The organism is Ruegeria sp. D6, from assembly GCF_056534365.1.
Genome location: NZ_JBQFPH010000005.1, coordinates 1 through 22,712, shown reverse-complemented (window position 1 = coordinate 22,712; position 22,712 = coordinate 1). Strand labels below are relative to the sequence as shown.

Sequence of the window (22,712 nt, the reverse complement as noted above, 5' to 3'; positions counted from 1 at the left end):
CATCGAACCATCGTTTGGGGTGCCTTATGGGCACCCTTTTTACGTTTGGGGCGTGCTCATCTGCCAGACAGTTTGATCCGCACCAAAACCTTTAAGTGATACAGTTCCGACCGGTTCGCAGAGTGTCGGGAGAAATGCTGCGGCTGTATCCGAAAGGACATGGTCGCAATCCAAGTCTGTGGCCGCCGCTACAAGTCTAGCCGCCAAATTGACGTCGGGACCGATGGCCGTGAAATCCAGCCGGTCCCCGCCACCTACATTGCCATAATGGAAGCGACCGTGATGAATTGCAGTGCGCACGCCTAGCTTGTGCTGAAAATCGGCCTCGGCCAGCGACGCCACACCCTCGCGCACCGCTGCGATGGCGGCCTGAATCTGCACCTTTGGCGGAAGATTCGTGCTGGTTGGGAAGATGGCAAAAAAGCCGTCGCCCATGAACTTCAGAATCTCTCCGCCGTGGTCCATGACCGACGGGACAAGGCAATCAAACGTGTCATTCAGCAGCCGGACCAGCGTATCGCCGGAAACCGAATTCGAAAGGCGGGTAAATCCCTTGAGATCCGCAAACAGGATAACGGCCTCGATTTTGCTGCCATCACCGCGATGTACTTTACCGTCCAGAATGTGGGCGCCACTGTTACGGCCGACATAGGTCGACAGAAGGTAGGTCGCGTCGAGCCGCAGCATATAGGTCTCGGTCAGGCGGGCGAGCGGACCGCGAACCCGGCTCAGGATCGCTAGATCACTCTCTGAAAACCCACCGGGCGTGGCACTTGACCAAGTGCAGACATGGGTATCGCCGTTGAGATAGATCAGCGGTTGCGCCAGATAATCGGTGAAGCCCTGCTCGCGCAATTCTCCGACAATGATGTAATCCTCGGGGCAGTTGGGGTCTTCCAGATGGCGGCGGATGGGTTGCTGACGCTCGATCACATGCGGCAGGGGGTTATCGGTGTAGATCGCCTCGGTGAACAATTGAGACGGCGCGTCGACCCGATCAACGCCAGCGCCCGCTTTCCACAGGAAACGTCGACCCATCAGATTGGGATGCAGCGTCCAGATGAACAAACCGAACCGGTCGATGGCGACACCGGCATCCAGCAGACGGGTACAGATACCTTCGATGATATCGACCGCATTTCCAGCTGGGCGGGCACCGTCAACCATCCACTCGATCAAAGCGTCGATCTTGTCATGTTTTGAGATCGGTTCCGGTGGGGTCGGCATAATGGCACCCTCAATATAGAACGCCGCGATGCAAACTGACACCGCGGCGTTATTTGTATCAGCTTCGCAGAGGCTGAAACGACTGAGTGCGCGACTTACTGCGCTTGAACCATAGCGGCTCGCAACAGTTGCGGGCGGTCGGTCTGGGATGGCAGGAAGACGGCCTGCGAACCGGCATCCAACGCCGAAAGGCTCGCATCGTACCACTGCATCGCAAGATCGCGACGCTGTTGCACACCAAAGCCTTCGCGCAGGTGGTGGCCGATCAACTCTCCATAGGCAGGCTCACCCATCGCGACTAGCATCAATGCAGAACCGACTGCCGTGTCCATGTTGTCCTGACGGTAGCCCATCGACAGACAAACCTTGCTTGTCGCTGCAAGATCAGCGGGGCTTAGGCCCGAGTCCAGCGCAAGCTTGCGTACCTGGGTTTCAGCTTCTGCCTTCGAGCTGATCGACAGCGCATCAACTTGCGGTGCCAACATTTCGCCGTACGAGTCGCATTGTGCGCTCACCTGATCCGGCGTCAGCCCCTGGATATCCGCCATCAGATCTTCGCCACGCGCCATTGCATAGCTGCGAGCAAGGCAGAACTGTTCGCTGAGGGCAAAATCGGCATCCGTCATATTTGACAGCGTCGTGTAGCCCCCGTTTGTCGAGGTCTGCAGCATCACCCCGCTACACCGATTGGCCAGCGATGGGCCGCCGGTCCCGCCGGAAAACAGGCTTGGCAGGCTGGCAGAGGCGGTTTCAGTTGTATTGGCCTCGGGCTCTGGTTCCTGAGCTTGAGGAACCACAACCGGAATCGTGGTTGCTGGGGCTTGTGCTGGTGCCTGAGGGGCAGCAGCCAGGGCAGAGCCGGTTTGTATCTGCCGACGGTATTCCATCAAAAGCGGTTGGCCTGCGAGTTGAGTTGTCGTCTGACCGCCGCTTGTCGCCCAGTAATAGGCCTGCATTAGGAAGTCGCGCTGATAGGGCTGGAAGTCATAGCCATTCACGGGGTAGCCCATGGAGACCTGATAGCGTTCGATCGCAGACCGTGTGCCACGACCGACTTGACCATCAACGCGACCCGCATTGTAGCCGAAATAGTTGAGCGCGGTCTGGGTTTGCGCCCCTTGTGTGGTCGACGGAATTCCGGGGCGATAGGTGCGTGTTGTTGTTGACCTCGTCCGGGCCTGCTGTTTTCTCTGCTGATCCCGGCCGATAGCGTAGCCGATGACGCCACCAACCACAGCACCGCCCAGTATCTCGCCAGCATCGGCCCGCGCGGTCTGAGGAGAAGACGCCGCAAATGACAGCGCGATGCCAACTGTTATTAATAAACGAATGATCATAATTAACCTCCACCAAAAATACTAATTTCGTCGAGTATAGCACAGCTGCGAGTATTGAGGTGAGGGGGGTGGCGGAAACCCGACCATCCCGCAACCACCGCGCAGATTCTGCATTGATATTAATTTCTTAAGAGTTGTCAGTCGCACCTTGTTAGTAACGATCTGTACGCCGTGAGCGTATAAGACCCACTTGGGGGCTTGATTCGATGTGTGAGAGCAGGGCAGGCCACTTGCCAACCCCGCCGTTCCGCTGTAAGTGCCGCCCCTATCGTCTTCGGGCGAGATTCTCTCGTGGGAGGTTGCTGGGATCGCGATCCCGGATCGGACCACGCAACATAGTCTGGGTGAAACGCGTTTCACCTAAGTTGAAAGGAAAACCAAATGGCCAAGAAGCTTGCTGGTACAATGAAGCTGCAGGTTCCTGCAGGTCAGGCGAACCCGTCGCCGCCAGTTGGTCCGGCGCTGGGTCAGCGCGGCATCAACATCATGGAATTCTGCAAGGCGTTCAACGCCAAGACCGCAGACATGGAGCCCGGCGCCCCGTGCCCGACCGTGATCACCTACTATCAGGACAAGTCCTTCACCATGGACATCAAGACGCCGCCCGCGTCTTACTACCTGAAAAAAGCGGCTGGTCTGAAGCCGGTCGGCAAGCGGAACCGCCCTCGTGGTGCGGAAAACCCAGGTCGTGAGACCGTGGCAACCGTAACCTCGAAGCAGGTTCGTGAAATCGCCGAAGCCAAAATGAAAGATCTGAACGCCAACGACGTCGAAGGCGCAATGCAGATCATCCTGGGCTCGGCCCGCTCAATGGGCATCGAGGTGAAGTAAGATGGCAAAACTCGGTAAACGTACCCGCGCTGCGCGCGAAGCTGTCGCTGGCAAGGAAAACCTGTCGGTCGAAGAAGCTGTTTCCCTGGTCAAAGGCAACGCAACCTCAAAATTCGACGAGACCATCGAGATCGCTCTGAACCTCGGCGTTGACACCCGTCACGCGGACCAGATGGTTCGCGGCGTTGTTGGCTTGCCGAACGGTACCGGCAAAGCGATGCGCGTCGCTGTATTTGCTCGTGGCCCCAAGGCAGACGAAGCGAAAGAAGCGGGCGCAGATATCGTTGGCGCGGAAGACCTGATGGAAACCATTCAGGGCGGCACCATCGAATTTGATCGCTGCATTGCAACCCCGGACATGATGCCGATCGTCGGTCGTCTGGGTAAAGTGCTCGGCCCCCGCAACCTGATGCCGAACCCCAAAGTTGGCACCGTGACCATGGACGTGAAAGCGGCTGTGGAAGCAGCAAAAGGTGGTGAAGTTCAGTTCAAAGCGGAAAAAGGCGGCGTTGTGCACGCCGGTGTTGGCAAAGCGTCCTTCGACGAAGCCAAGCTGGTCGAAAACGTCCGTGCCTTCATCTCGGCTGTGGCCAAGGCCAAGCCGTCGGGTGCCAAAGGCACCTATATGAAGAAAATCGCGCTGAGCTCGACCATGGGCCCGGGTGTGACTCTGGACGTGGCGGCTGCTGCGGGCGAATAAGCCTTAGCGTTAAGCTGTGAGAACTTGATCCCGGGTAGTGAGAACTGCCCGGGATTTTTATTGCGTGCCACATGAGAAACAGGCTGTAGCTGTGTGATAGCGTGGTTGCTTGCACCTCAATTGAAATCTTGAAGTTTTGCCAATTTCAAACCCGGTTACAGCTACGCTGACTAAAAAGCAGCGATACGCACAAACATAGATTCAATGCCTCAGCAGCGGTGGCTAAAGAAGCGATTGAACTAGGGGGTGCGGTCTGACACAGTTCCCCCATTGTCGTGTAGTAGCTGTTCGAGAATACCCATCAATGAACCAAAATATTCGTCAGAAATCACTTCCAGAAGATCGACGCGCCTTTTGGGACCAGTTTTATGCGAAATCGGCAGGGTCATGGGAGCTTACCTTGCCGTCGCAATTCGCAGCGTTTGTGGCAAATGAGATTGATCGGCAGTCACATGTCATCGACGTAGGGTGTGGGAATGCCCGTGACAGTTTTTTCTTTTCACGACACGGGTTCAAAGTGACCGGCATGGATGCGTCTGAGGCAGCGATTGCGTCAGCGCAAAAGCATGCACAAAAGCAGGGCGGCGACGATCTTGAATTTGTTCAGACCAATCTCGAAGATGGATTGGTTGAGCGTGTGTTGTCCGAGCGACGATCTGAAATCGTTTGCGTTTATGCTCGGTTCTTTTTGCATGCGATCACAGATGATGAAGAAGATGCTCTGATCCGGGCGCTGCGGAGCGGGTGCAGGCCTGGCGATGTCGTAGCGTTCGAATATCGAACGTTGGCGGACCGAGCCACAACGAAAATTGCGGCGCCGCATTTTCGGCGATACGTAAGTGCGACGGATCTGGATTCAAAAATGGAAGCCTCAGAATTCCGAAAGTGTTATGGCGTCGAAGGCAGTGGTTTCGCAAAATATAAAACAGAAGATGCGATCGTCGCCCGCGCGATCTATGAAAAAACACCATGACCGAAGCAGAATTGATCAAGGAGCTCGCGTCGCTTCGCGAGCATGTTTTTACGCATGCTGCGGCCCAAACGGCACTACCACGACCTCGCAAAACGCGCCTTGCGGTTGAGGCGCTAAAGGATCCCATAATGCGCTTGGAGAACCAGTCGCTCTATGATGATTGGGAAGAGACATTTCTTCTTTTGTGCTGCCACAGAAGATTAAAGCCTGCCCGGACGCACGGTAGGCTGAAGCATATGGAAATTCGCTATGCAGAACAGGGTATGGAGGCGCGCTTTGCCTCGTTTTTTGAGCGCGTGAAGCAGACGCTACACCCAGATTACATTACACCACATGGCTATAACAGAACATTCGGAGAAAAGGCTGGCGATGATATCTTTTCAAAACTTGACGCCGAGCTTGAACCCGTAATTCGTTTAGGGAAGCCGATCATTCTATACGCTGGCGCGTTGTTGGGTCTCGTTCGAGAGGGTGGATTGATTGGTCACGACGACGATGTCGATTTTGCAGTGCATCTGGGTGAGTCTACGCTTGAAGGCGTCGCTGAAAAATGGATTGATTATCAGCGAGAGTTGCTCGCCAATGAGTGCCTGGATACCAATTCGTTAAAGCGTAATATACCAATCTTCAAAGTTAAAAATAATTTGGGTATTGATATAGATCTATTTCCGGCGTGGACGGAAAACGGGCGCTTTAGCGTGTACCCGTACTCACTCAACGACTTGCCGGAAAGCGCGATTTTCCCGCTAAAACCACTTAATGGTGGGGAAATCATGCTGCCGCAGGACGCGCCAGCATTGCTGGCTCAGAGTTACGGTGAAAACTGGCGAATACCGGACCCGCTTTTTCATTTCCGTTGGCGGACTGCGCGCCGCAGGTTTGCACCTATGCTTCGGCACGACTTTACCGGCGGTTGAAAGCGCCCCGCCGCAGTGCCCTCAAGCAGCGACCGCATTTGCACGATAGCGGTTAGTTGGCAGAATGCTTGGCCAGCTCTGCGCACAGATATTGAGCGATGTCTTAGCAGGCGTGTAGCTATGGTGCGCGTAGCGAAATCCGCAAGCCTCAGTGTCGGCTCGTTTTCTGGAAACCGAGATGTCTCAGAACAGTTTCAACTATGTGGCAGCCCCTGCGCGGGAGGTGCAAGCCGCCTAAATTTACCTCTTGGAAACCCGGCCTATCTGTCCTAAGTAGAGCCACGGAATAAAGCGTGCGATTCGTCGTGCGCTTTATTTTGTTTCGTCCAAGACGGTGGGTGGTGCCATGTGGCCCCTTAATTCCCTGCCTGAGACGGGTAAGACCAAAGAATTCTGAGGGTCACGATCCTCGGGCGCATTTTGGCCCATCCCGTAACAACGGACCTGAACGCCGGAGCGAAAGCTGCGGCAAATATGAGCCGGGGTGAGATATCGCCCCTAACTTGGAGAGAACTGTGGATAGAGCCCAGAAAGAGAAAGTGGTCGAGGAACTCGGCCAAATCTTCGAAAGCTCTGGCGTCGTAGTGGTTTCGCACTACGCCGGTCTGACAGTTGCCGAGATGCAGGACCTTCGCGCACGTGCTCGTGACGCGGGTGGTGCCGTGCGTGTTGCCAAGAACAGGCTCGCCAAAATCGCCCTTGAGGGTAAGCCGTGTGAAAGCATGGCCGACCTGCTGACAGGGATGACCGTTCTGACCTATTCCGAGGACCCCGTGGCAGCAGCCAAGGTGGCCGAGGACTTCGCCAAGGATAACAAGAATTTTGAGATCCTCGGCGGTGCAATGGGCGAGAACGCTCTGGACCGCAAAGGCGTCGAAACAGTTTCGAAAATGCCGTCTCGTGAAGAGCTTATTGCTTCGATCGTTGGCTGCATTGGCGCACCTGCTTCGAACATCGCCGGCGCGATTGGCGCACCTGCAAGCAACATCGCAAGCATCCTTTCCACCATCGAAGAGAAGGCGGAAGCTGCGTAAGCGGTTGGCACTGAATGATCTGCGTAGGGGAATACCCCTGACGTTGGAACACACACTGTAAAACGGAAAGAGCTAATACAATGGCTGATCTGAAAGCACTCGCAGAAAGCATCGTGGGTCTGACCCTGCTGGAAGCACAAGAACTGAAAACCATCCTCAAAGACGAATACGGCATCGAGCCCGCAGCTGGTGGCGCCGTCATGGTCGCAGCTGGTGGCGACGCCGGTGGCGCAGCTGAGGAAGAAAAAACCGAATTCGACGTCGTTCTGAAGAACGCTGGCGCTTCGAAAATCAACGTGATCAAAGAAGTTCGCGGCATCACCGGTCTGGGCCTGAAAGAAGCCAAAGAGCTGGTCGAAGCTGGCGGCAAGATCAAAGAAGGCGTGTCGAAAGACGAAGCCGAAGAAGTCAAAGGCAAGTTGGAAGCAGCTGGCGCCGAAGTCGAGCTGGCCTAAGCCATTCGACAGGTGCATCGCTGATGCACCGCAGAATTTGGCTGGTCCCGGAGAAATCCGGGTCCAGCCGAACCTGTCTTAGAAAGGGTCTCAAATACTGGGGCGTTTTCTAAGACACGGTTTTCGGATCGGGAGGCCACCTTCGGGACGGTGGCCACGAATTGATCCGGACGTGTCGTCTCGAATGTGCAAGATGCCGGGGCCCGACGGTATCTTTGCCCGCTGAGAACATCGAAAGGTGACATCTGACATGGCTCAAACGTTCCTTGGCCAGAAACGTCTTCGTAAATATTACGGCAAAATCCGCGAAGTGCTGGAGATGCCGAACCTCATTGAGGTGCAGAAATCTTCTTATGATCTTTTCCTGCGCTCCGGCGATGCAGAACAGCCCACAGACGGCGAAGGCATCAAAGGCGTGTTCCAGTCGGTTTTCCCGATCAAGGATTTCAACGAAACCTCCGTTTTGGAGTTCGTGAAATACGATCTGGAAAAACCCAAATACGACGTTGAAGAGTGTATGCAGCGCGACATGACCTACAGCGCGCCGCTGAAGGTCACGCTGCGTCTAATCGTGTTTGATGTCGATGAGGACACCGGCGCCAAATCGGTCAAGGACATCAAAGAACAGGACGTGTTCATGGGCGACATGCCCCTGATGACACCGAACGGCACGTTCATCGTGAACGGTACCGAGCGTGTGATCGTCAGCCAGATGCACCGTTCGCCCGGTGTGTTCTTTGATCACGACAAGGGCAAGACCCATTCCTCAGGCAAACTGCTGTTTGCCTGCCGCATCATCCCGTATCGCGGCAGCTGGCTGGACTTTGAGTTCGACGCCAAGGACATCGTGTTCGCCCGTATCGACCGTCGTCGCAAACTGCCTGTGACAACCCTGCTGTACGCGCTGGGTCTGGATCAGGAAGCGATCATGGACGCGTATTACAACACCGTGTCCTACAAGCTGGACAAGAAGAAAGGCTGGGTCACGCCCTTCTTCCCCGAGCGTGTGCGCGGTACCCGTCCGACATATGATCTGATCGACGCGAAATCGGGCGAAGTGATTGCCGAAGCGGGCAAGAAAGTCACCCCGCGCGCGGTCAAGAAGCTGATCGACGAAGGTGCTGTTACCGACCTGCTGGTGCCCTTCGACAACATCGTCGGCAAGTATGTCGCCAAGGACATCATCAACGAAGAAAACGGCGCGATCTATGTCGAAGCCGGTGATGAGCTGACCCTGGAGTATGATAAAGACGGCGACCTGATCGGCGGCACCGTCAAGGACCTGATGGATGCGGGCATCACCGACATCCCGGTTCTGGACATCGACAACGTCAACGTTGGCCCCTACATGCGCAACACCATGGCTCAGGACAAGAACCTGAACCGTGAAAGCGCGCTGATGGACATCTACCGCGTCATGCGTCCGGGCGAGCCTCCCACCGTCGAGGCTGCGTCGGCTCTGTTCGACACCTTGTTCTTCGACAGCGAGCGCTATGACCTGTCCGCCGTTGGTCGTGTGAAGATGAACATGCGTCTGGCTTTGGACGCGCCGGACACCCTGCGCACCCTGCGTCGCGAAGACATCGTGGCCTGCATCAAGGCGCTGGTTGAGCTGCGTGATGGCAAAGGCGACGTGGACGATATCGACCACCTCGGCAACCGCCGTGTGCGTTCGGTCGGTGAACTGATGGAAAACCAGTACCGCGTCGGTCTGCTGCGCATGGAGCGCGCGATCAAAGAGCGCATGTCGTCGGTCGAAATCGACACCGTCATGCCGCAGGACCTGATCAACGCGAAACCGGCTGCGGCTGCTGTTCGTGAATTCTTTGGCTCGTCGCAGCTGTCGCAGTTCATGGACCAGACCAACCCGCTTTCGGAAGTCACCCACAAACGCCGTCTCTCGGCGCTTGGCCCGGGTGGTCTGACGCGTGAGCGTGCGGGCTTTGAGGTGCGCGACGTACACCCGACCCACTATGGTCGGATGTGCCCGATTGAAACGCCCGAAGGTCCGAACATTGGTCTGATCAACTCGCTGGCCACCTTTGCCCGCGTGAACAAGTATGGTTTCATCGAAACACCCTACCGCGTCGTCAAAGACGCCGAGGTGACCGATGAGGTACACTACATGTCCGCGACCGAAGAAATGCGTCACACCGTGGCGCAGGCGAACGCGACGCTGGATGCCGATGGTAAGTTCATCAACGATCTGGTTTCGACCCGTCAGGCCGGTGACTACACCCTCGCCCCGCGCGAGAATGTGGACCTGATCGACGTGTCGCCGAAACAGCTGGTCTCGGTTGCTGCATCGTTGATCCCGTTCCTTGAAAATGACGACGCCAACCGCGCTCTGATGGGCTCGAACATGCAACGTCAGGCGGTTCCGCTGCTGCGCGCCGAAGCGCCGCTGGTCGGTACCGGGATCGAGGAAAAGGTTGCGATCGACTCGGGCGCTGCGATTCAGGCGAAACGCGCCGGTATCATTGACCAGGTCGATGCCCAGCGTATCGTTATTCGCGCCACCGAGGATTTGGAACTGGGCGACGCTGGCGTTGACATCTATCGTCTGCGCAAATTCCAGCGGTCGAACCAGAACACCTGCATCAACCAGCGTCCGCTGATCAAGGTGGGTGACACCGTCCAAAAGGGCGAAGTCATTGCCGACGGTCCGTCGACCGATATGGGTGAACTGGCGCTTGGTAAGAACGTGGTCGTCGCGTTCATGCCGTGGAACGGTTACAACTACGAAGACTCGATCCTGATCTCGGAACGTATCGCGCGTGATGACGTCTTTACCTCGGTCCATATCGAGGAATTCGAAGTCGCCGCCCGTGACACCAAGCTGGGCCCGGAAGAGATCACCCGCGACATCCCGAACGTCGGTGAAGAAGCGCTGCGCAACCTCGACGAGGCAGGCATCGTTTACATCGGTGCGGATGTTGAGCCGGGCGATATTCTGGTCGGCAAGATCACTCCGAAGGGCGAAAGCCCGATGACCCCGGAAGAAAAGCTGCTGCGCGCCATCTTTGGTGAAAAAGCATCTGACGTGCGCGACACCTCGCTACGCGTGAAGCCGGGTGACTACGGTACGGTCGTTGAGGTCCGCGTCTTCAACCGTCACGGCGTCGAGAAAGACGAGCGTGCGCTGCAGATCGAGCGTGAGGAAGTCGAACGTCTGGCCCGTGACCGGGACGACGAGCTGGCGATTCTTGACCGCAACATCTACGCGCGTCTGCAAGGTCTGATCCTGGGTAAAACCGCTGTCAAAGGCCCGAAAGGCGTCAAGGCAGGGTCGGTGATCACCGAGGATCTGCTGGAAACCCTGACCCGCGGTCAGTGGTGGCAGTTGGCGCTGGAAGGCGAGCAGGATGCACAGATCGTTGAAGCTCTGAACGAGCAATACGAAGTGCAAAAGCGTGCTCTGGACGCCCGTTTCGAGGACAAGGTCGAGAAAGTCCGTCGTGGCGACGACCTGCCGCCGGGTGTGATGAAGATGGTCAAAGTCTTCATCGCCGTGAAGCGTAAGCTGCAGCCGGGTGACAAGATGGCCGGTCGTCACGGGAACAAAGGTGTGATCTCCAAGGTTGTTCCGATGGAAGACATGCCGTTCCTGGCCGATGGTACTCCGGTTGACTTCTGTCTGAACCCGCTGGGTGTGCCTTCGCGTATGAACGTCGGTCAGATCCTTGAAACCCACATGGGTTGGGCCGCACGCGGTCTGGGTCTGAACATTGACGACGCTTTGGGTGAATACCGCCGGTCCGGCGATCTGACCCCGGTACGCGAAGCGATGAAGCTGGCCTATGGTGAAAATGTCTACGAAGAAGGCATCACAGGTCTGGACGAGGATGGCCTGATCGAGGCTGCGGGCAACGTGACCCGCGGTGTTCCGATTGCGACCCCGGTCTTTGACGGGGCCAAAGAGGCTGACGTCAACGACGCGCTGGTGCGTGCAGGCTTCTCGGAAAGCGGTCAGTCGGTTCTGTTCGACGGTCGCACCGGTGAGCAATTCGCGCGCCCGGTCACCGTGGGCATCAAGTACCTGCTGAAATTGCACCACCTGGTGGACGACAAGATCCACGCGCGTTCGACCGGGCCGTACAGCCTGGTTACCCAGCAGCCGCTGGGTGGTAAGGCGCAGTTCGGTGGTCAGCGCTTTGGTGAGATGGAGGTCTGGGCTCTGGAAGCTTACGGCGCCGCCTACACTCTGCAGGAGATGCTCACCGTGAAATCGGATGACGTCGCCGGTCGGACCAAGGTCTATGAGTCCATCGTCAAGGGCGAGGATAACTTTGAAGCGGGCGTACCGGAATCGTTCAACGTTCTGGTTAAAGAAGTCCGTGGCCTCGGCCTGAATATGGAACTCCTGGATGCGGAGGTTGAGGAGTAAGGGCCTCGGCCCTTCCTCCCGTCCCCCCTTCCGCAAAATTTGAGGTATCAAAATGAACCAGGAAATCACCAACAACCCGTTCAACCCGCTGACGCCCCCGAAGGTCTTTGACGAGATCAAGGTCTCGCTGGCGTCGCCCGAGCGGATCCTGTCTTGGTCCTATGGCGAGATCAAGAAACCCGAAACCATCAACTACCGCACGTTCAAGCCCGAGCGTGACGGTCTGTTCTGCGCGCGTATCTTTGGCCCGATCAAAGATTACGAATGTCTATGCGGCAAATATAAGCGGATGAAATATCGCGGCGTTGTCTGCGAGAAATGCGGTGTGGAAGTCACCCTGCAGAAAGTCCGCCGTGAGCGTATGGGCCATATCGAACTGGCCGCGCCCGTCGCACACATCTGGTTCCTGAAATCGCTGCCGTCTCGCATCGGTCTGATGCTGGACATGACGCTGCGTGATCTGGAACGCGTTCTGTACTTTGAAAACTATGTCGTCATCGAGCCCGGTCTGACTGACTTGACCTACGGCCAGATGCTGACCGAAGAAGAGTACATGGACGCGCAGGATGCCTATGGCATGGACGCGTTCACCGCCAATATCGGCGCTGAAGCCATCCGTGAGATGCTGGCCCAGATCGATCTGGAAGCCGAAGCCGAGCAGCTGCGCGCTGATCTGGCCGAAGCAACCGGCGAGTTGAAGCCCAAAAAGATCATCAAGCGTCTGAAGGTTGTTGAATCCTTCCTCGAGTCGGGCAACCGGCCTGAATGGATGGTGATGACCGTGATCCCGGTCATTCCACCGGAACTGCGTCCGCTGGTCCCGCTGGATGGTGGCCGTTTCGCGACCTCGGATCTGAACGATCTGTATCGCCGCGTCATCAACCGGAACAACCGTCTGAAGCGTCTGATCGAACTGCGCGCGCCTGACATCATCGTCCGCAACGAAAAGCGGATGTTGCAGGAATCCGTTGACGCTCTGTTCGACAACGGCCGTCGTGGCCGCGTGATCACCGGCGCCAACAAGCGTCCGCTGAAATCGCTGTCGGACATGCTGAAAGGCAAGCAGGGCCGCTTCCGTCAGAACCTTCTGGGTAAGCGCGTCGACTTCTCGGGTCGTTCGGTCATTGTGACCGGTCCAGAGCTGAAGCTGCACCAGTGTGGCCTGCCCAAGAAGATGGCGTTGGAGCTGTTCAAGCCGTTCATCTACTCGCGCCTTGAAGCCAAGGGTCTGTCTTCGACTGTTAAGCAAGCGAAGAAACTGGTCGAGAAAGAACGTCCCGAAGTGTGGGATATCCTCGACGAGGTGATCCGCGAACATCCTGTCATGCTGAACCGTGCGCCGACGCTGCACCGTCTTGGCATTCAGGCGTTCGAGCCGGTTCTGATCGAAGGTAAAGCCATCCAGCTGCACCCGCTGGTCTGCTCGGCCTTTAACGCCGACTTCGACGGGGACCAGATGGCCGTTCACGTCCCGCTAAGCCTTGAGGCGCAGCTGGAAGCGCGTGTTCTGATGATGTCGACGAACAACGTTCTGTCGCCTGCAAACGGTGCACCGATCATCGTTCCGTCGCAGGATATGATCCTGGGTCTGTACTATGTGACCCTCGAACGCGAAGGCATGCCGGGCGAAGGCAAGGTCTTCGGTTCGATCGAAGAAGTTCAGCACGCGCTGGACGCCGGTGAGGTGCATCTGCACTCGAAAATCACCGCGCGGATCACGCAGATCGACGACGAAGGCAACGAAGTTCAGAAGCGCTATGAAACCACTCCGGGCCGTCTGCGTCTGGGTGCATTGCTGCCGATGAACAACAAAGCCCCGTTCGAGCTGGTCAACCGCCTGCTGCGGAAGAAAGAAGTGCAGCAGGTGATCGACACCGTCTACCGTTACTGCGGTCAGAAAGAGTCGGTTATCTTCTGTGACCAGATCATGTCGATGGGCTTCAAAGAAGCCTTCAAGGCGGGCATCTCGTTCGGTAAGGACGACATGGTCATCCCGGATGACAAGTGGGGCATCGTTGATGACACCCGCGGTCAGGTGAAGGACTTTGAACAGCAGTACATGGACGGCCTGATCACTCAGGGCGAAAAGTACAACAAAGTTGTTGATGCCTGGTCGAAGTGTAACGACCGCGTCACCGAAGCGATGATGAGCACCATCTCGGACGTTGCCAAGGCCGAAGATGGGTCAGATCAAGAGCCGAACTCGGTCTACATGATGGCCCACTCGGGTGCGCGTGGCTCGGTCACTCAGATGAAACAGCTGGGCGGTATGCGTGGCCTGATGGCCAAGCCGAACGGTGACATCATCGAGACGCCGATTATCTCGAACTTTAAAGAAGGTCTGACCGTTCTCGAGTACTTCAACTCGACCCACGGTGCCCGTAAGGGTCTGTCGGATACCGCTCTGAAGACGGCGAACTCGGGTTACCTGACCCGTCGTCTGGTGGACGTCGCACAGGACTGCATCGTTCGCGAGATCGACTGTGGTACTGAGCGTGCGATCACAGCCGAAGCCGCCGTGAATGACGGTGAGGTTGTTGCCTCGCTGGCCGAACGTGTGCTGGGTCGTGTGGCGGCTGACGATGTTCTGCGTCCGGGCACGGATGAGGTGATCGTGGCCGCTGGTCAGTTGATCGACGAACGCATGGCGGACACCATTGACGAAGCTGGTGTTGCGTCGATGCGCATCCGCTCGCCTCTGACCTGTGAGTCCGAGGAAGGCGTCTGCGCCACCTGCTACGGTCGTGACCTTGCACGCGGCACGATGGTGAACACAGGTGAGGCTGTCGGCATCATCGCCGCGCAGTCCATTGGTGAACCCGGTACGCAGCTGACGATGCGTACTTTCCACATCGGTGGTGTTGCGCAAGGTGGTCAGCAGTCGTTCCAGGAAGCCAGCCAGGAAGGCGTCGTTTCCTTCGAGAACCCGCAGATTCTGGTCAATGCCGCAGGCGAAAGCCTCGTTATGGGCCGGAACATGAAGCTGGTGATCAGCGACGAACACGGCGAAGAGCGTGCCAGCCACAAGCTGGGCTATGGCTCCAAGCTGTTTGTCAAGGACGGCACCAAGGTTGCTCGTGGTGACAAGCTGTTCGAATGGGATCCCTACACCCTGCCGATCATCGCCGAGAAAGCCGGTACCGCGAAATATGTCGACCTTGTTTCGGGCCTTGCGGTCCGGGATGAGACCGACGACGCAACCGGTATGACCCAGAAGATCGTGATCGACTGGCGCGCGGCCCCCAAAGGCAGCGACCTCAAGCCCGAGATTATTCTGGTCGGTGAAGATGGCGAGCCGGTCCGCAACGATGCGGGCAACCCGGTTCACTATCCGATGTCGGTGGATGCGATCCTGTCCGTCGAAGATGGTCAGACCATCGAAGCCGGTGACGTTGTTGCGCGTATCCCGCGTGAAGGCGCCAAGACCAAGGACATCACCGGTGGTCTGCCACGTGTGGCCGAACTGTTCGAAGCCCGTCGTCCGAAAGATCACGCGATCATCGCAGAGGCCGATGGTTACGTGCGCTTTGGCCGCGACTACAAGAACAAGCGCCGCATCAGCATCGAACCGGCTGACGAGTCCATGGAGACCATCGAATACATGGTACCCAAGGGCAAGCACATCCCGGTCGCCGAAGGGGACTTCATCCAGAAGGGTGAATACCTGATGGACGGTAACCCGGCTCCGCATGACATCCTGTCCATCATGGGTGTCGAAGCGCTGGCGGATTACATGATCGACGAAGTGCAGGACGTTTATCGTCTGCAGGGCGTTAAGATCAACGACAAGCACATCGAGGTCATCGTGCGCCAGATGCTGCAGAAGTGGGAGATCCTGGATTCAGGTGACACCACCCTGCTGAAAGGCGAACATGTCGACAAGCAAGAGTTCGACGCAGCCAACGAGAAGACTATCTCGCGTGGCGGTCGTCCGGCTCAGGGTGAGCCGATCCTTCTGGGGATCACCAAAGCTTCGCTGCAGACGCGTTCGTTCATCTCGGCGGCGTCGTTCCAGGAAACCACCCGCGTGCTGACCGAAGCCTCGGTTCAGGGCAAGAAAGACAAGCTGGTTGGCCTGAAAGAGAACGTAATCGTTGGTCGTCTGATCCCCGCCGGGACCGGTGGGGCCACTCAGGCCGTCCGCCACATCGCGCAGTCGCGTGACAACGTGGTTATCGAAGCGCGCAGGGAAGAGGCCGAAGCAGCCGCTGCTCTGGCCGCTCCGACCTTCGACGACGACATGGTCGGTGATGAGCTGGACGTTCTGGTGGAAACACCGGAAAGCCGCGAATAGGCACCCTCAATAACTAAGAAAGGCCCCGCGATTTCGCGGGGCCTTTCTTGTTGTGAGCGCTCCGAGGCGAACTCTCACAAAGATAGTTACTAATGTGACCCGGTTTGTGGCATGCTTTCGTCAACAGAGGAGGGGGCCGCAATGACAACCCGTCAAACGCATGGGCGAAAGCGCCTGTATGACAGTATTTTGGACACCGTTGGAGACACGCCAAGCATACGAATAAACAGGATCGCGCCCTCAAACGTGACGGTTTACGTAAAATTCGAAGCGTTTAACCCGGCCAGTTCTGTCAAAGATCGCCTTGCCCTCAACATCATCGAAGCGGCAGAACGCGACGGTAGCTTAAAACCCGGTCAGACAGTAGTTGAGGCGACCTCGGGGAATACCGGTATCGGGCTGGCGATGGTCTGCGCGGCCAAAGGCTATCCCTTAGTTGTGACGATGGCCGACAGTTTCTCGGTCGAGCGGCGCAAGCTGATGAGGTTTTTGGGGGCAAAAGTTGTCCTGACACCGCGCGCGCAAAAGGGGTTCGGCATGTATACAAAAGCCAAGGAATTGGCCGAGCAGAACGGCTGGTTCCTGGCCAGCCAGTTTGAAACCGCAGCCAATGCCGATATTCACGAAAATACCACCGCGAGGGAAATCTTGGGTGACTTTGATGGGCAGAATCTCGACTATTGGGTTACGGGCTATGGCACTGGCGGGACGGTCTCGGGCGTGGCCCGGGTGCTGAGGAAAGCGCGCCCTGAGACCAAGATCATCCTGACCGAGCCTGCCAATGCAGCCATTGTGTCGTCGGGGTATGTAAACACCCGCAACGAAATAAACCAGCCGACCGAGAGCCACCCGAACTTCGAACCGCATCCGATACAGGGTTGGACGCCTGATTTCATTCCGTGGGTTCTGCAGGAGGCCATTGATAACTCCTACTACGATGAGTTGATTCCCGTTCCCGGTAGCGACGGTATTGCATGGTCGCGCCGTTTGGCCGCGGAAGAGGGGATTTTTACCGGTATTTCTGGTGGCTCGACCTTTGCGGTCGCGATGAAACTGGCGGAGACTGCTCCGGAAGGTTCCGTCATGTTGGTAATGTTGCCAGATACGGGCGAGCGTTACCTTTCGACGCCATTGTTTGATGGCGTAGAAGAGGAGATGACGGATGATGAGATCGAGATCTCGAAATCTACGCCTTCCGCCCAGATGACAGATTGAAACGACTGAAAAGTCGACAGTTTGTGTAGCTCGTCGGAACTATTACTGTAGGATTGTCAGGCGCAAATTGACTTCGTGATCGATTGAACAGTTAGTACGACGATATATTGAAGGCCGGGTGTTGATTAAATGAGTCCTAACGTTAAAGGCGCGCTGCTGATGATGGGCAGCATGGCGGCCTTTACCGTCAATGATGCGTTGGTGAAAGTGGTGGGGCAAGATCTGCCTCTGTTCCAACTTGTGACCATGCGCGGAGTTTTGGCGACAGTTCTTGTGTTGATAATGGCCCGTTATCTTGGGGCGCTTCACCTGAATTTTCCCCTCCATGACAAATGGCTTATCGCATTACGGTGCCTGGCAGAGTTGGCGGCGACCATCTTCTTTTTAACGGCTCTGATGCACATGCCGCTTGCCAACGTTACGGCAGTTCTACAGGCGTTGCCGCTGACCGTGACTTTGGGTGCTGCCTTATTCTTCGGTGAAGTAATTGGATGGAGACGTATTGCTGCAATTGCGCTTGGGTTCGTCGGTATGTTGTTGATCGTTCGGCCCGGTCCTGAAGGATTCAGCATCTATGCGATTTACGCATTGATTGCGGTTGCTTCCGTTACAGTTCGCGATTTGATCACCCGCCGAATGTCAGCTGAAGTACCTTCTATGGTGGTAACACTGGCGACATCCCTCACTATCACATTGGCAGCGATCATCGTCTCCACGTTTGAAGGATGGGTGCCGGTCTCGACCGCATCTGGAGCGATGATCGCCAGCGCTGCGGTCTTTGTTCTGATAGGCTATCTGTTCAGTGTCATGGTGATGCGCGTGGGCGAGGTCGGTTTTGTTGCGCCATTTCGCTATTCCAGCCTGATTTGGGCACTGGGACTGGGGTGGGCTGTGTTTGGTGACTGGCCGGACGCGATCACAATGCTGGGTGGTGCATTGGTAGTTGGGGCAGGGATGTTCACTCTGTTTCGCGAACGGTCGCGTCAAGCGGAGAAGTGAGGCAAACGTACGAAACCGGGGTTTAGCGCGAAACGCGTGGCAAAATCGGTCTCGATTTCGGGCGTGATCGGCGCAAGCTGCGCCTTCTGCTTTTCAGCGCGCGGCGAGTCGTTGGAGTTGTTCAATGTCCTGATCCACATCGGGCGATCAGGATAACTGACCACTGGCATGAAACGCCCGATCCGGTTGTGGGTAAAACTTATGATCGTGTGGTCGCACCCGCCCGCGATAAGCATGCCCAAGCCCACCCCAAGCAGAGATTTGTAGATTTGTGCCGCCCGAACCCCATTCGGCCCAAAGCTGGCCTGGTATCCGTTGTTGAAATCGAGGCCTATGGCCTGATTTTTTCCAATCAGCCCGGCAACATCATCGGCGGACTCGCGCAGTCTTTCGATGAAATCAATCGAAATGCTGTCGTCGTCATCATGGCGAAATTGAAGACAGGGCCGGTCCGGGTTTGAACGCGCTTCCTGAAGGATTCGTTTCATGACCTGCCGGTGTTTATGGCTTGGTTCGACGGGTCTTTGGACAATTCGTACCTGCTTGATGTCAGCGGTGAGGTCCTTAAGCCGGTCGAGCGCCTTTTGCGGCAGACAGTCCCCAACAACGACCAGAAGCTGATAGTCCCCATCTGTCTGCGCGCGAAAGCTGGGCAACGTCACAGATTCGAACAAGCGGAACCGCTCTTCCAGACGAACAGGGTTGTAGAGATGGGCGCGCCGATCTGCGACCGTGTCATGTTCGATCTGGAAATCGCCCAGAGCAGGGAATGAAAATCGACACAGGCCAAAGACTTGCATGGGGCATCCAATGGTTTGCAGGGCATGTTCACAATGCATACGGTGCCGAAGTGCTGCAATGCGTCGGCGCAGTGGGAATCTTCATTAGTTCCTGATAGACCGCCGGAGTTCTTATGTACAACACGCCTTTCCCGCTGGGCTGTTGACACTCGGGCCGACTCCCCTTAATACGCGCGACATCTCGGTACCGGGGGCCGCCCCATAACCGATTTCAGTAATGAACTGGTCAAGGCCCGAACACTTTTATCGTTCGCGCCCTCTGATAACAAACCGCGACGTTCACCTCGGAATGGGAACGCTCGCGGGTTTTGCGCTTGTGGACGCATGAGTGCAGCGAATTTAACCGCACGCAACGCGCGTGCATGTCATGTGTGTTGCAAAACGGGGAAGAAACCGGAATGCCAACTATTCAACAGCTGATCCGCAAACCGCGGCAGCCCAAAGTAAAACGCTCGAAGTCCATGCACCTGGAGCAGTGCCCGCAGAAACGCGGCGTCTGCACCCGCGTGTACACCACCACACCGAAGAAGCCGAACTCGGCTATGCGTAAGGTTGCCAAAGTGCGCTTGACCAACGGGTTCGAGGTCATCTCGTACATCCCGGGTGAAAGCCACAACCTGCAGGAACACTCGGTTGTTCTGATCCGTGGCGGCCGTGTAAAAGACCTTCCCGGTGTGCGTTACCACATCCTGCGCGGTGTTCTGGATACTCAGGGCGTCAAAGATCGTAAGCAACGTCGTTCGAAATACGGCGCGAAGCGTCCCAAGTAAGAAGGAGAGGCTGATATGTCACGTCGTCACGCCGCCGAAAAACGCGAAGTCCTGCCTGACGCCAAATTTGGCGACAAGGTACTGACCAAATTCATGAACAACCTGATGATCGACGGCAAGAAGTCGGTCGCAGAGCGCATCGTTTACAACGCGTTTGACCGCGTTGAGAACAAGGTAAAGCGCGCTCCTGTCGAAGTGTTCCACGAAGCGCTCGACAACATCAAACCGTCGGTCGAGGTTCGCTCGCGCCGGGTTGGTGGTGCAACCTATCAGGTTCCGGTCGAAGTGCGCCCTGAGCGCCGCGAAGCACTGGCCATCCGCTGGCTGATCACTGCTGCGCGCGGCCGCAACGAAAACACCATGGAAGAGCGCCTTGCAGGCGAGCTGCTGGACGCCGTTCAGTCCCGCGGTACTGCCGTCAAGAAACGCGAAGACACCCACAAGATGGCCGAGGCGAACAAAGCCTTCAGCCATTATCGTTGGTAATCCGAGAGGCTTAGACCAATGGCACGCGAATATCCGCTCGAACTGTACCGTAACTTCGGTATCATGGCGCACATCGACGCAGGTAAGACCACCTGCTCGGAGCGTATCCTGTATTACACTGGTAAATCCCACAACATCGGTGAGGTGCACGATGGTGCAGCCACCATGGACTGGATGGAGCAGGAGCAGGAACGCGGCATCACCATCACTTCGGCTGCGACCACCACTTTCTGGGAACGCACCGAGGACGGTCAGACCGCAGAAACTCCTAAGCACCGCCTGAACATCATCGACACCCCCGGCCACGTTGACTTCACCATCGAAGTTGAGCGTTCGCTGGCGGTTCTCGACGGTGCTGTCTGCGTTCTGGACGCAAACGCCGGTGTTGAGCCCCAGACCGAAACCGTGTGGCGTCAGGCTGACCGCTACAAGGTTCCGCGTATGGTTTTCGTCAACAAAATGGACAAGATCGGCGCTGACTTCTTCAACTGCGTCAACATGATCGAAGACCGCACCGGCGCACGCGCTGTTCCGGTTGGTATTCCGATCGGTGCCGAGTCCGAGCTGGAAGGTCTGATCGACCTGGTCACCATGGAAGAGTGGCTGTGGCAGGGCGAAGATCTGGGCGCAAGCTGGATCAAAGCTCCTATCCGCGACAGCCTGAAAGACATGGCTGACGAATGGCGCGGCAAGATGATCGAAGCGGCCGTCGAAATGGACGACGACGCGATGATGGAATACTTGGAAGGCAATGAGCCCGACGTTCCGACCCTGCGCGCTCTGCTGCGCAAAGGTACTCTGGAAATCGCGTTCGTTCCGGTTCTGGGTGGTTCGGCGTTCAAGAACAAAGGCGTTCAGCCGCTGCTCAACGCTGTGATCGACTATCTGCCCAGCCCGCTGGACGTTGTCGATTACATGGGCTTCAAACCCGGCGACGAGGAAGAAGTTCGTGACATCGCCCGTCGTGCAGACGACGACATGGCCTTCTCGGGTCTGGCGTTCAAAATCATGAACGACCCCTTCGTTGGCTCTCTGACCTTCACCCGGATCTACTCGGGCACCATGAACAAGGGTGACTCGATCCTGAACTCGACCAAAGGTAAGAAAGAGCGCATCGGTCGTATGATGATGATGCACTCGAACAACCGGGAAGAGATCGAAGAAGCGTTTGCAGGCGACATCATCGCGCTGGCGGGTCTGAAAGACACCACCACCGGCGACACTCTGTGTGACGCGAAGGATCCGGTGGTTCTGGAAACCATGACCTTCCCCGACCCGGTGATCGAAATCGCGGTCGAGCCCAAAACCAAGGGCGACCAAGAGAAGATGTCCCAGGGTCTGGCCCGTCTGGCCGCCGAAGACCCGTCCTTCCGCGTGGAAACCGACCTGGAGTCGGGTCAGACCATCATGAAGGGCATGGGCGAACTTCACCTGGACATCCTGGTTGACCGTCTGAAGCGCGAGTTCAAGGTTGAAGCGAACATCGGTGCACCTCAGGTGGCCTATCGCGAAACCATCTCGATGCCGGTCGAGCACACCTACACCCACAAGAAACAGTCGGGTGGTTCGGGTCAGTTCGCGGAAGTCAAGCTGGAGATCCAGCCGACCGAAGCAGGCGAAGGCTATTCGTTTGAAAGCCGCATCGTTGGTGGTGCCGTTCCGAAGGAATACATCCCCGGTGTTGAAAAAGGCATCAACTCGGTCATGGATAGCGGCCCGCTGGCCGGCTTTCCCGTGATCGACTTCAAGGTTGCCCTGCTGGACGGTAAGTTCCACGACGTTGACTCGAGCGTTCTGGCGTTCGAAATCGCATCGCGGATGTGTATGCGCGAAGGCATGCGCAAAGCTGGCGCGAAACTGCTGGAACCGATCATGAAGGTCGAAGTGATCACCCCGGAAGAATATACCGGCGGTATCATCGGCGACCTGACCTCGCGTCGTGGCCAGGTGTCTGGTCAGGAACCGCGCGGCAACGCAATCGCGATCGACGCGTTTGTTCCGCTGGCCAACATGTTCGGCTACATCAACACTCTGCGTTCGATGTCGTCGGGCCGTGCCCAGTTCACCATGCAGTTCGATCACTACGATCCGGTCCCGCAGAACATCTCGGACGAGATTCAGGCGAAATACGCATAAGCGAAGATTTGAGGGAGCGCGGCTAACGCGCTCCCTTCATTACCGAAAAAGGAGGCCATCATGGCAAAGGAAAAGTTTGAGCGTAATAAGCCGCACGTCAACATCGGCACGATTGGCCACGTTGACCACGGCAAGACCACGCTGACCGCAG

17 protein-coding genes are annotated in these 22,712 nt (G+C 56.8%); 14 read left to right on the top strand and 3 right to left on the bottom strand.

The features are described 5' to 3' along the window. Positions 1 to 39 precede the first annotated feature (39 nt). Both ACR0A1_RS16085 and ACR0A1_RS16080 read right to left on the bottom strand, forming a co-directional pair. A complete protein-coding gene (locus ACR0A1_RS16085; RefSeq protein WP_480868347.1) occupies positions 40 to 1,227 on the bottom strand; it encodes an adenylate/guanylate cyclase domain-containing protein in 1,188 nt (395 codons plus the stop codon). Between the two features lie 95 nt (positions 1,228 to 1,322). After that, entirely contained in the window at positions 1,323 to 2,564 is a 1,242-nt protein-coding gene (locus ACR0A1_RS16080) for a peptidoglycan-binding domain-containing protein (protein ID WP_170398593.1), read from the bottom strand. 381 nt (positions 2,565 to 2,945) lie between these two features. Between ACR0A1_RS16080 and rplK the strand changes: the two genes are divergently transcribed. The 10 genes from rplK (at position 2,946) to ACR0A1_RS16030 (ending at position 18,369) form a co-directional block, all read left to right on the top strand. After that, positions 2,946 to 3,395, top strand: a complete 450-nt coding sequence (gene rplK / locus ACR0A1_RS16075) for a 50S ribosomal protein L11 (protein ID WP_010440985.1) — start codon at positions 2,946 to 2,948, stop codon at positions 3,393 to 3,395. A gap of 1 nt (position 3,396) precedes the next feature. Beyond that, the gene (rplA, locus tag ACR0A1_RS16070; protein ID WP_010440987.1) at positions 3,397 to 4,095 is read left to right on the top strand and encodes a 50S ribosomal protein L1; all 699 of its coding nucleotides are present in this window, start codon (positions 3,397 to 3,399) and stop codon (positions 4,093 to 4,095) included. Positions 4,096 to 4,399: 304 nt separating this feature from the next. After that, positions 4,400 to 5,068, top strand: coding sequence for a class I SAM-dependent methyltransferase (locus ACR0A1_RS16065; protein WP_480616354.1), 669 nt, complete (start codon positions 4,400 to 4,402; stop codon positions 5,066 to 5,068). After that, complete coding sequence (locus tag ACR0A1_RS16060) at positions 5,065 to 5,985, top strand: hypothetical protein (RefSeq protein WP_480868345.1); 921 nt, start codon at positions 5,065 to 5,067, stop codon at positions 5,983 to 5,985. Before ACR0A1_RS16065 ends, ACR0A1_RS16060 begins: the two co-directional genes overlap by 4 nt. A 515-nt stretch (positions 5,986 to 6,500) precedes the next feature. Next, positions 6,501 to 7,019: a 50S ribosomal protein L10 gene (rplJ, locus tag ACR0A1_RS16055; RefSeq protein WP_010441181.1), complete on the top strand. Its 519-nt coding sequence runs from the start codon at positions 6,501 to 6,503 to the stop codon at positions 7,017 to 7,019. Positions 7,020 to 7,099: 80 nt separating this feature from the next. After that, positions 7,100 to 7,474 (top strand): 50S ribosomal protein L7/L12, encoded by a 375-nt coding sequence (gene rplL, locus ACR0A1_RS16050; RefSeq protein ID WP_010441182.1) that lies wholly within the window; start codon positions 7,100 to 7,102, stop codon positions 7,472 to 7,474. 250 nt (positions 7,475 to 7,724) lie between these two features. Further along, positions 7,725 to 11,861, top strand: a complete 4,137-nt coding sequence (gene rpoB, locus ACR0A1_RS16045; RefSeq protein ID WP_170611190.1) for a DNA-directed RNA polymerase subunit beta — start codon at positions 7,725 to 7,727, stop codon at positions 11,859 to 11,861. Positions 11,862 to 11,913: 52 nt separating this feature from the next. Continuing rightward, positions 11,914 to 16,155: a DNA-directed RNA polymerase subunit beta' gene (rpoC, locus tag ACR0A1_RS16040; RefSeq protein ID WP_170406489.1), complete on the top strand. Its 4,242-nt coding sequence runs from the start codon at positions 11,914 to 11,916 to the stop codon at positions 16,153 to 16,155. A gap of 141 nt (positions 16,156 to 16,296) precedes the next feature. After that, the gene (locus ACR0A1_RS16035) at positions 16,297 to 17,370 is read left to right on the top strand and encodes a PLP-dependent cysteine synthase family protein (RefSeq protein WP_480868342.1); all 1,074 of its coding nucleotides are present in this window, start codon (positions 16,297 to 16,299) and stop codon (positions 17,368 to 17,370) included. 129 nt (positions 17,371 to 17,499) lie between these two features. After that, entirely contained in the window at positions 17,500 to 18,369 is an 870-nt protein-coding gene (locus tag ACR0A1_RS16030; protein WP_480868340.1) for a DMT family transporter, read from the top strand. Here the strand turns inward: ACR0A1_RS16030 and ACR0A1_RS16025 are convergent. Next, positions 18,354 to 19,169, bottom strand: a complete 816-nt coding sequence (locus tag ACR0A1_RS16025; RefSeq protein WP_480868338.1) for a glycosyltransferase — start codon at positions 19,167 to 19,169, stop codon at positions 18,354 to 18,356. The two genes, ACR0A1_RS16030 and ACR0A1_RS16025, sit on opposite strands and share 16 nt — an antisense overlap. Positions 19,170 to 19,567: 398 nt before the next feature. Here ACR0A1_RS16025 and rpsL point away from each other — a divergent pair, with 398 nt between their 5' ends. The 4 genes from rpsL to ACR0A1_RS16005 form a co-directional block, all read left to right on the top strand. Continuing rightward, positions 19,568 to 19,939: a 30S ribosomal protein S12 gene (rpsL, locus tag ACR0A1_RS16020; protein WP_005621086.1), complete on the top strand. Its 372-nt coding sequence runs from the start codon at positions 19,568 to 19,570 to the stop codon at positions 19,937 to 19,939. A 15-nt stretch (positions 19,940 to 19,954) separates the two neighbouring features. Next, on the top strand, positions 19,955 to 20,425 hold the full coding sequence (gene rpsG / locus ACR0A1_RS16015; RefSeq protein WP_010441203.1) for a 30S ribosomal protein S7: 471 nt from the start codon (positions 19,955 to 19,957) through the stop codon (positions 20,423 to 20,425). Positions 20,426 to 20,443: 18 nt separating this feature from the next. Further along, on the top strand, positions 20,444 to 22,561 hold the full coding sequence (gene fusA / locus ACR0A1_RS16010) for an elongation factor G (protein WP_170328783.1): 2,118 nt from the start codon (positions 20,444 to 20,446) through the stop codon (positions 22,559 to 22,561). Positions 22,562 to 22,621: 60 nt separating this feature from the next. Then, positions 22,622 to 22,712 (top strand): GTP-binding protein (locus ACR0A1_RS16005; RefSeq protein ID WP_036223564.1); only part of this gene is annotated, 91 nt, incomplete at its 3' end.

Excerpts from the sequence above, each read along its gene's own strand:
- ACR0A1_RS16085 (WP_480868347.1), bottom strand. The coding sequence starts at position 1,227 with ATGCCGACCCCACCGGAACCGATCTCAAAACATGACAAGATCGACGCT.
- ACR0A1_RS16080 (WP_170398593.1), bottom strand. The coding sequence starts at position 2,564 with ATGATCATTCGTTTATTAATAACAGTTGGCATCGCGCTGTCATTTGCG.
- rplK (WP_010440985.1), top strand. The coding sequence starts at position 2,946 with ATGGCCAAGAAGCTTGCTGGTACAATGAAGCTGCAGGTTCCTGCAGGT.
- rplA (WP_010440987.1), top strand. The coding sequence starts at position 3,397 with ATGGCAAAACTCGGTAAACGTACCCGCGCTGCGCGCGAAGCTGTCGCT.
- ACR0A1_RS16065 (WP_480616354.1), top strand. The coding sequence starts at position 4,400 with ATGAACCAAAATATTCGTCAGAAATCACTTCCAGAAGATCGACGCGCC.
- ACR0A1_RS16060 (WP_480868345.1), top strand. The coding sequence starts at position 5,065 with ATGACCGAAGCAGAATTGATCAAGGAGCTCGCGTCGCTTCGCGAGCAT.
- rplL (WP_010441182.1), top strand. The coding sequence starts at position 7,100 with ATGGCTGATCTGAAAGCACTCGCAGAAAGCATCGTGGGTCTGACCCTG.
- rpoB (WP_170611190.1), top strand. The coding sequence starts at position 7,725 with ATGGCTCAAACGTTCCTTGGCCAGAAACGTCTTCGTAAATATTACGGC.
- rpoC (WP_170406489.1), top strand. The coding sequence starts at position 11,914 with ATGAACCAGGAAATCACCAACAACCCGTTCAACCCGCTGACGCCCCCG.
- ACR0A1_RS16035 (WP_480868342.1), top strand. The coding sequence starts at position 16,297 with ATGACAACCCGTCAAACGCATGGGCGAAAGCGCCTGTATGACAGTATT.
- ACR0A1_RS16030 (WP_480868340.1), top strand. The coding sequence starts at position 17,500 with ATGAGTCCTAACGTTAAAGGCGCGCTGCTGATGATGGGCAGCATGGCG.
- ACR0A1_RS16025 (WP_480868338.1), bottom strand. The coding sequence starts at position 19,169 with ATGCAAGTCTTTGGCCTGTGTCGATTTTCATTCCCTGCTCTGGGCGAT.
- rpsL (WP_005621086.1), top strand. The coding sequence starts at position 19,568 with ATGCCAACTATTCAACAGCTGATCCGCAAACCGCGGCAGCCCAAAGTA.
- rpsG (WP_010441203.1), top strand. The coding sequence starts at position 19,955 with ATGTCACGTCGTCACGCCGCCGAAAAACGCGAAGTCCTGCCTGACGCC.
- fusA (WP_170328783.1), top strand. The coding sequence starts at position 20,444 with ATGGCACGCGAATATCCGCTCGAACTGTACCGTAACTTCGGTATCATG.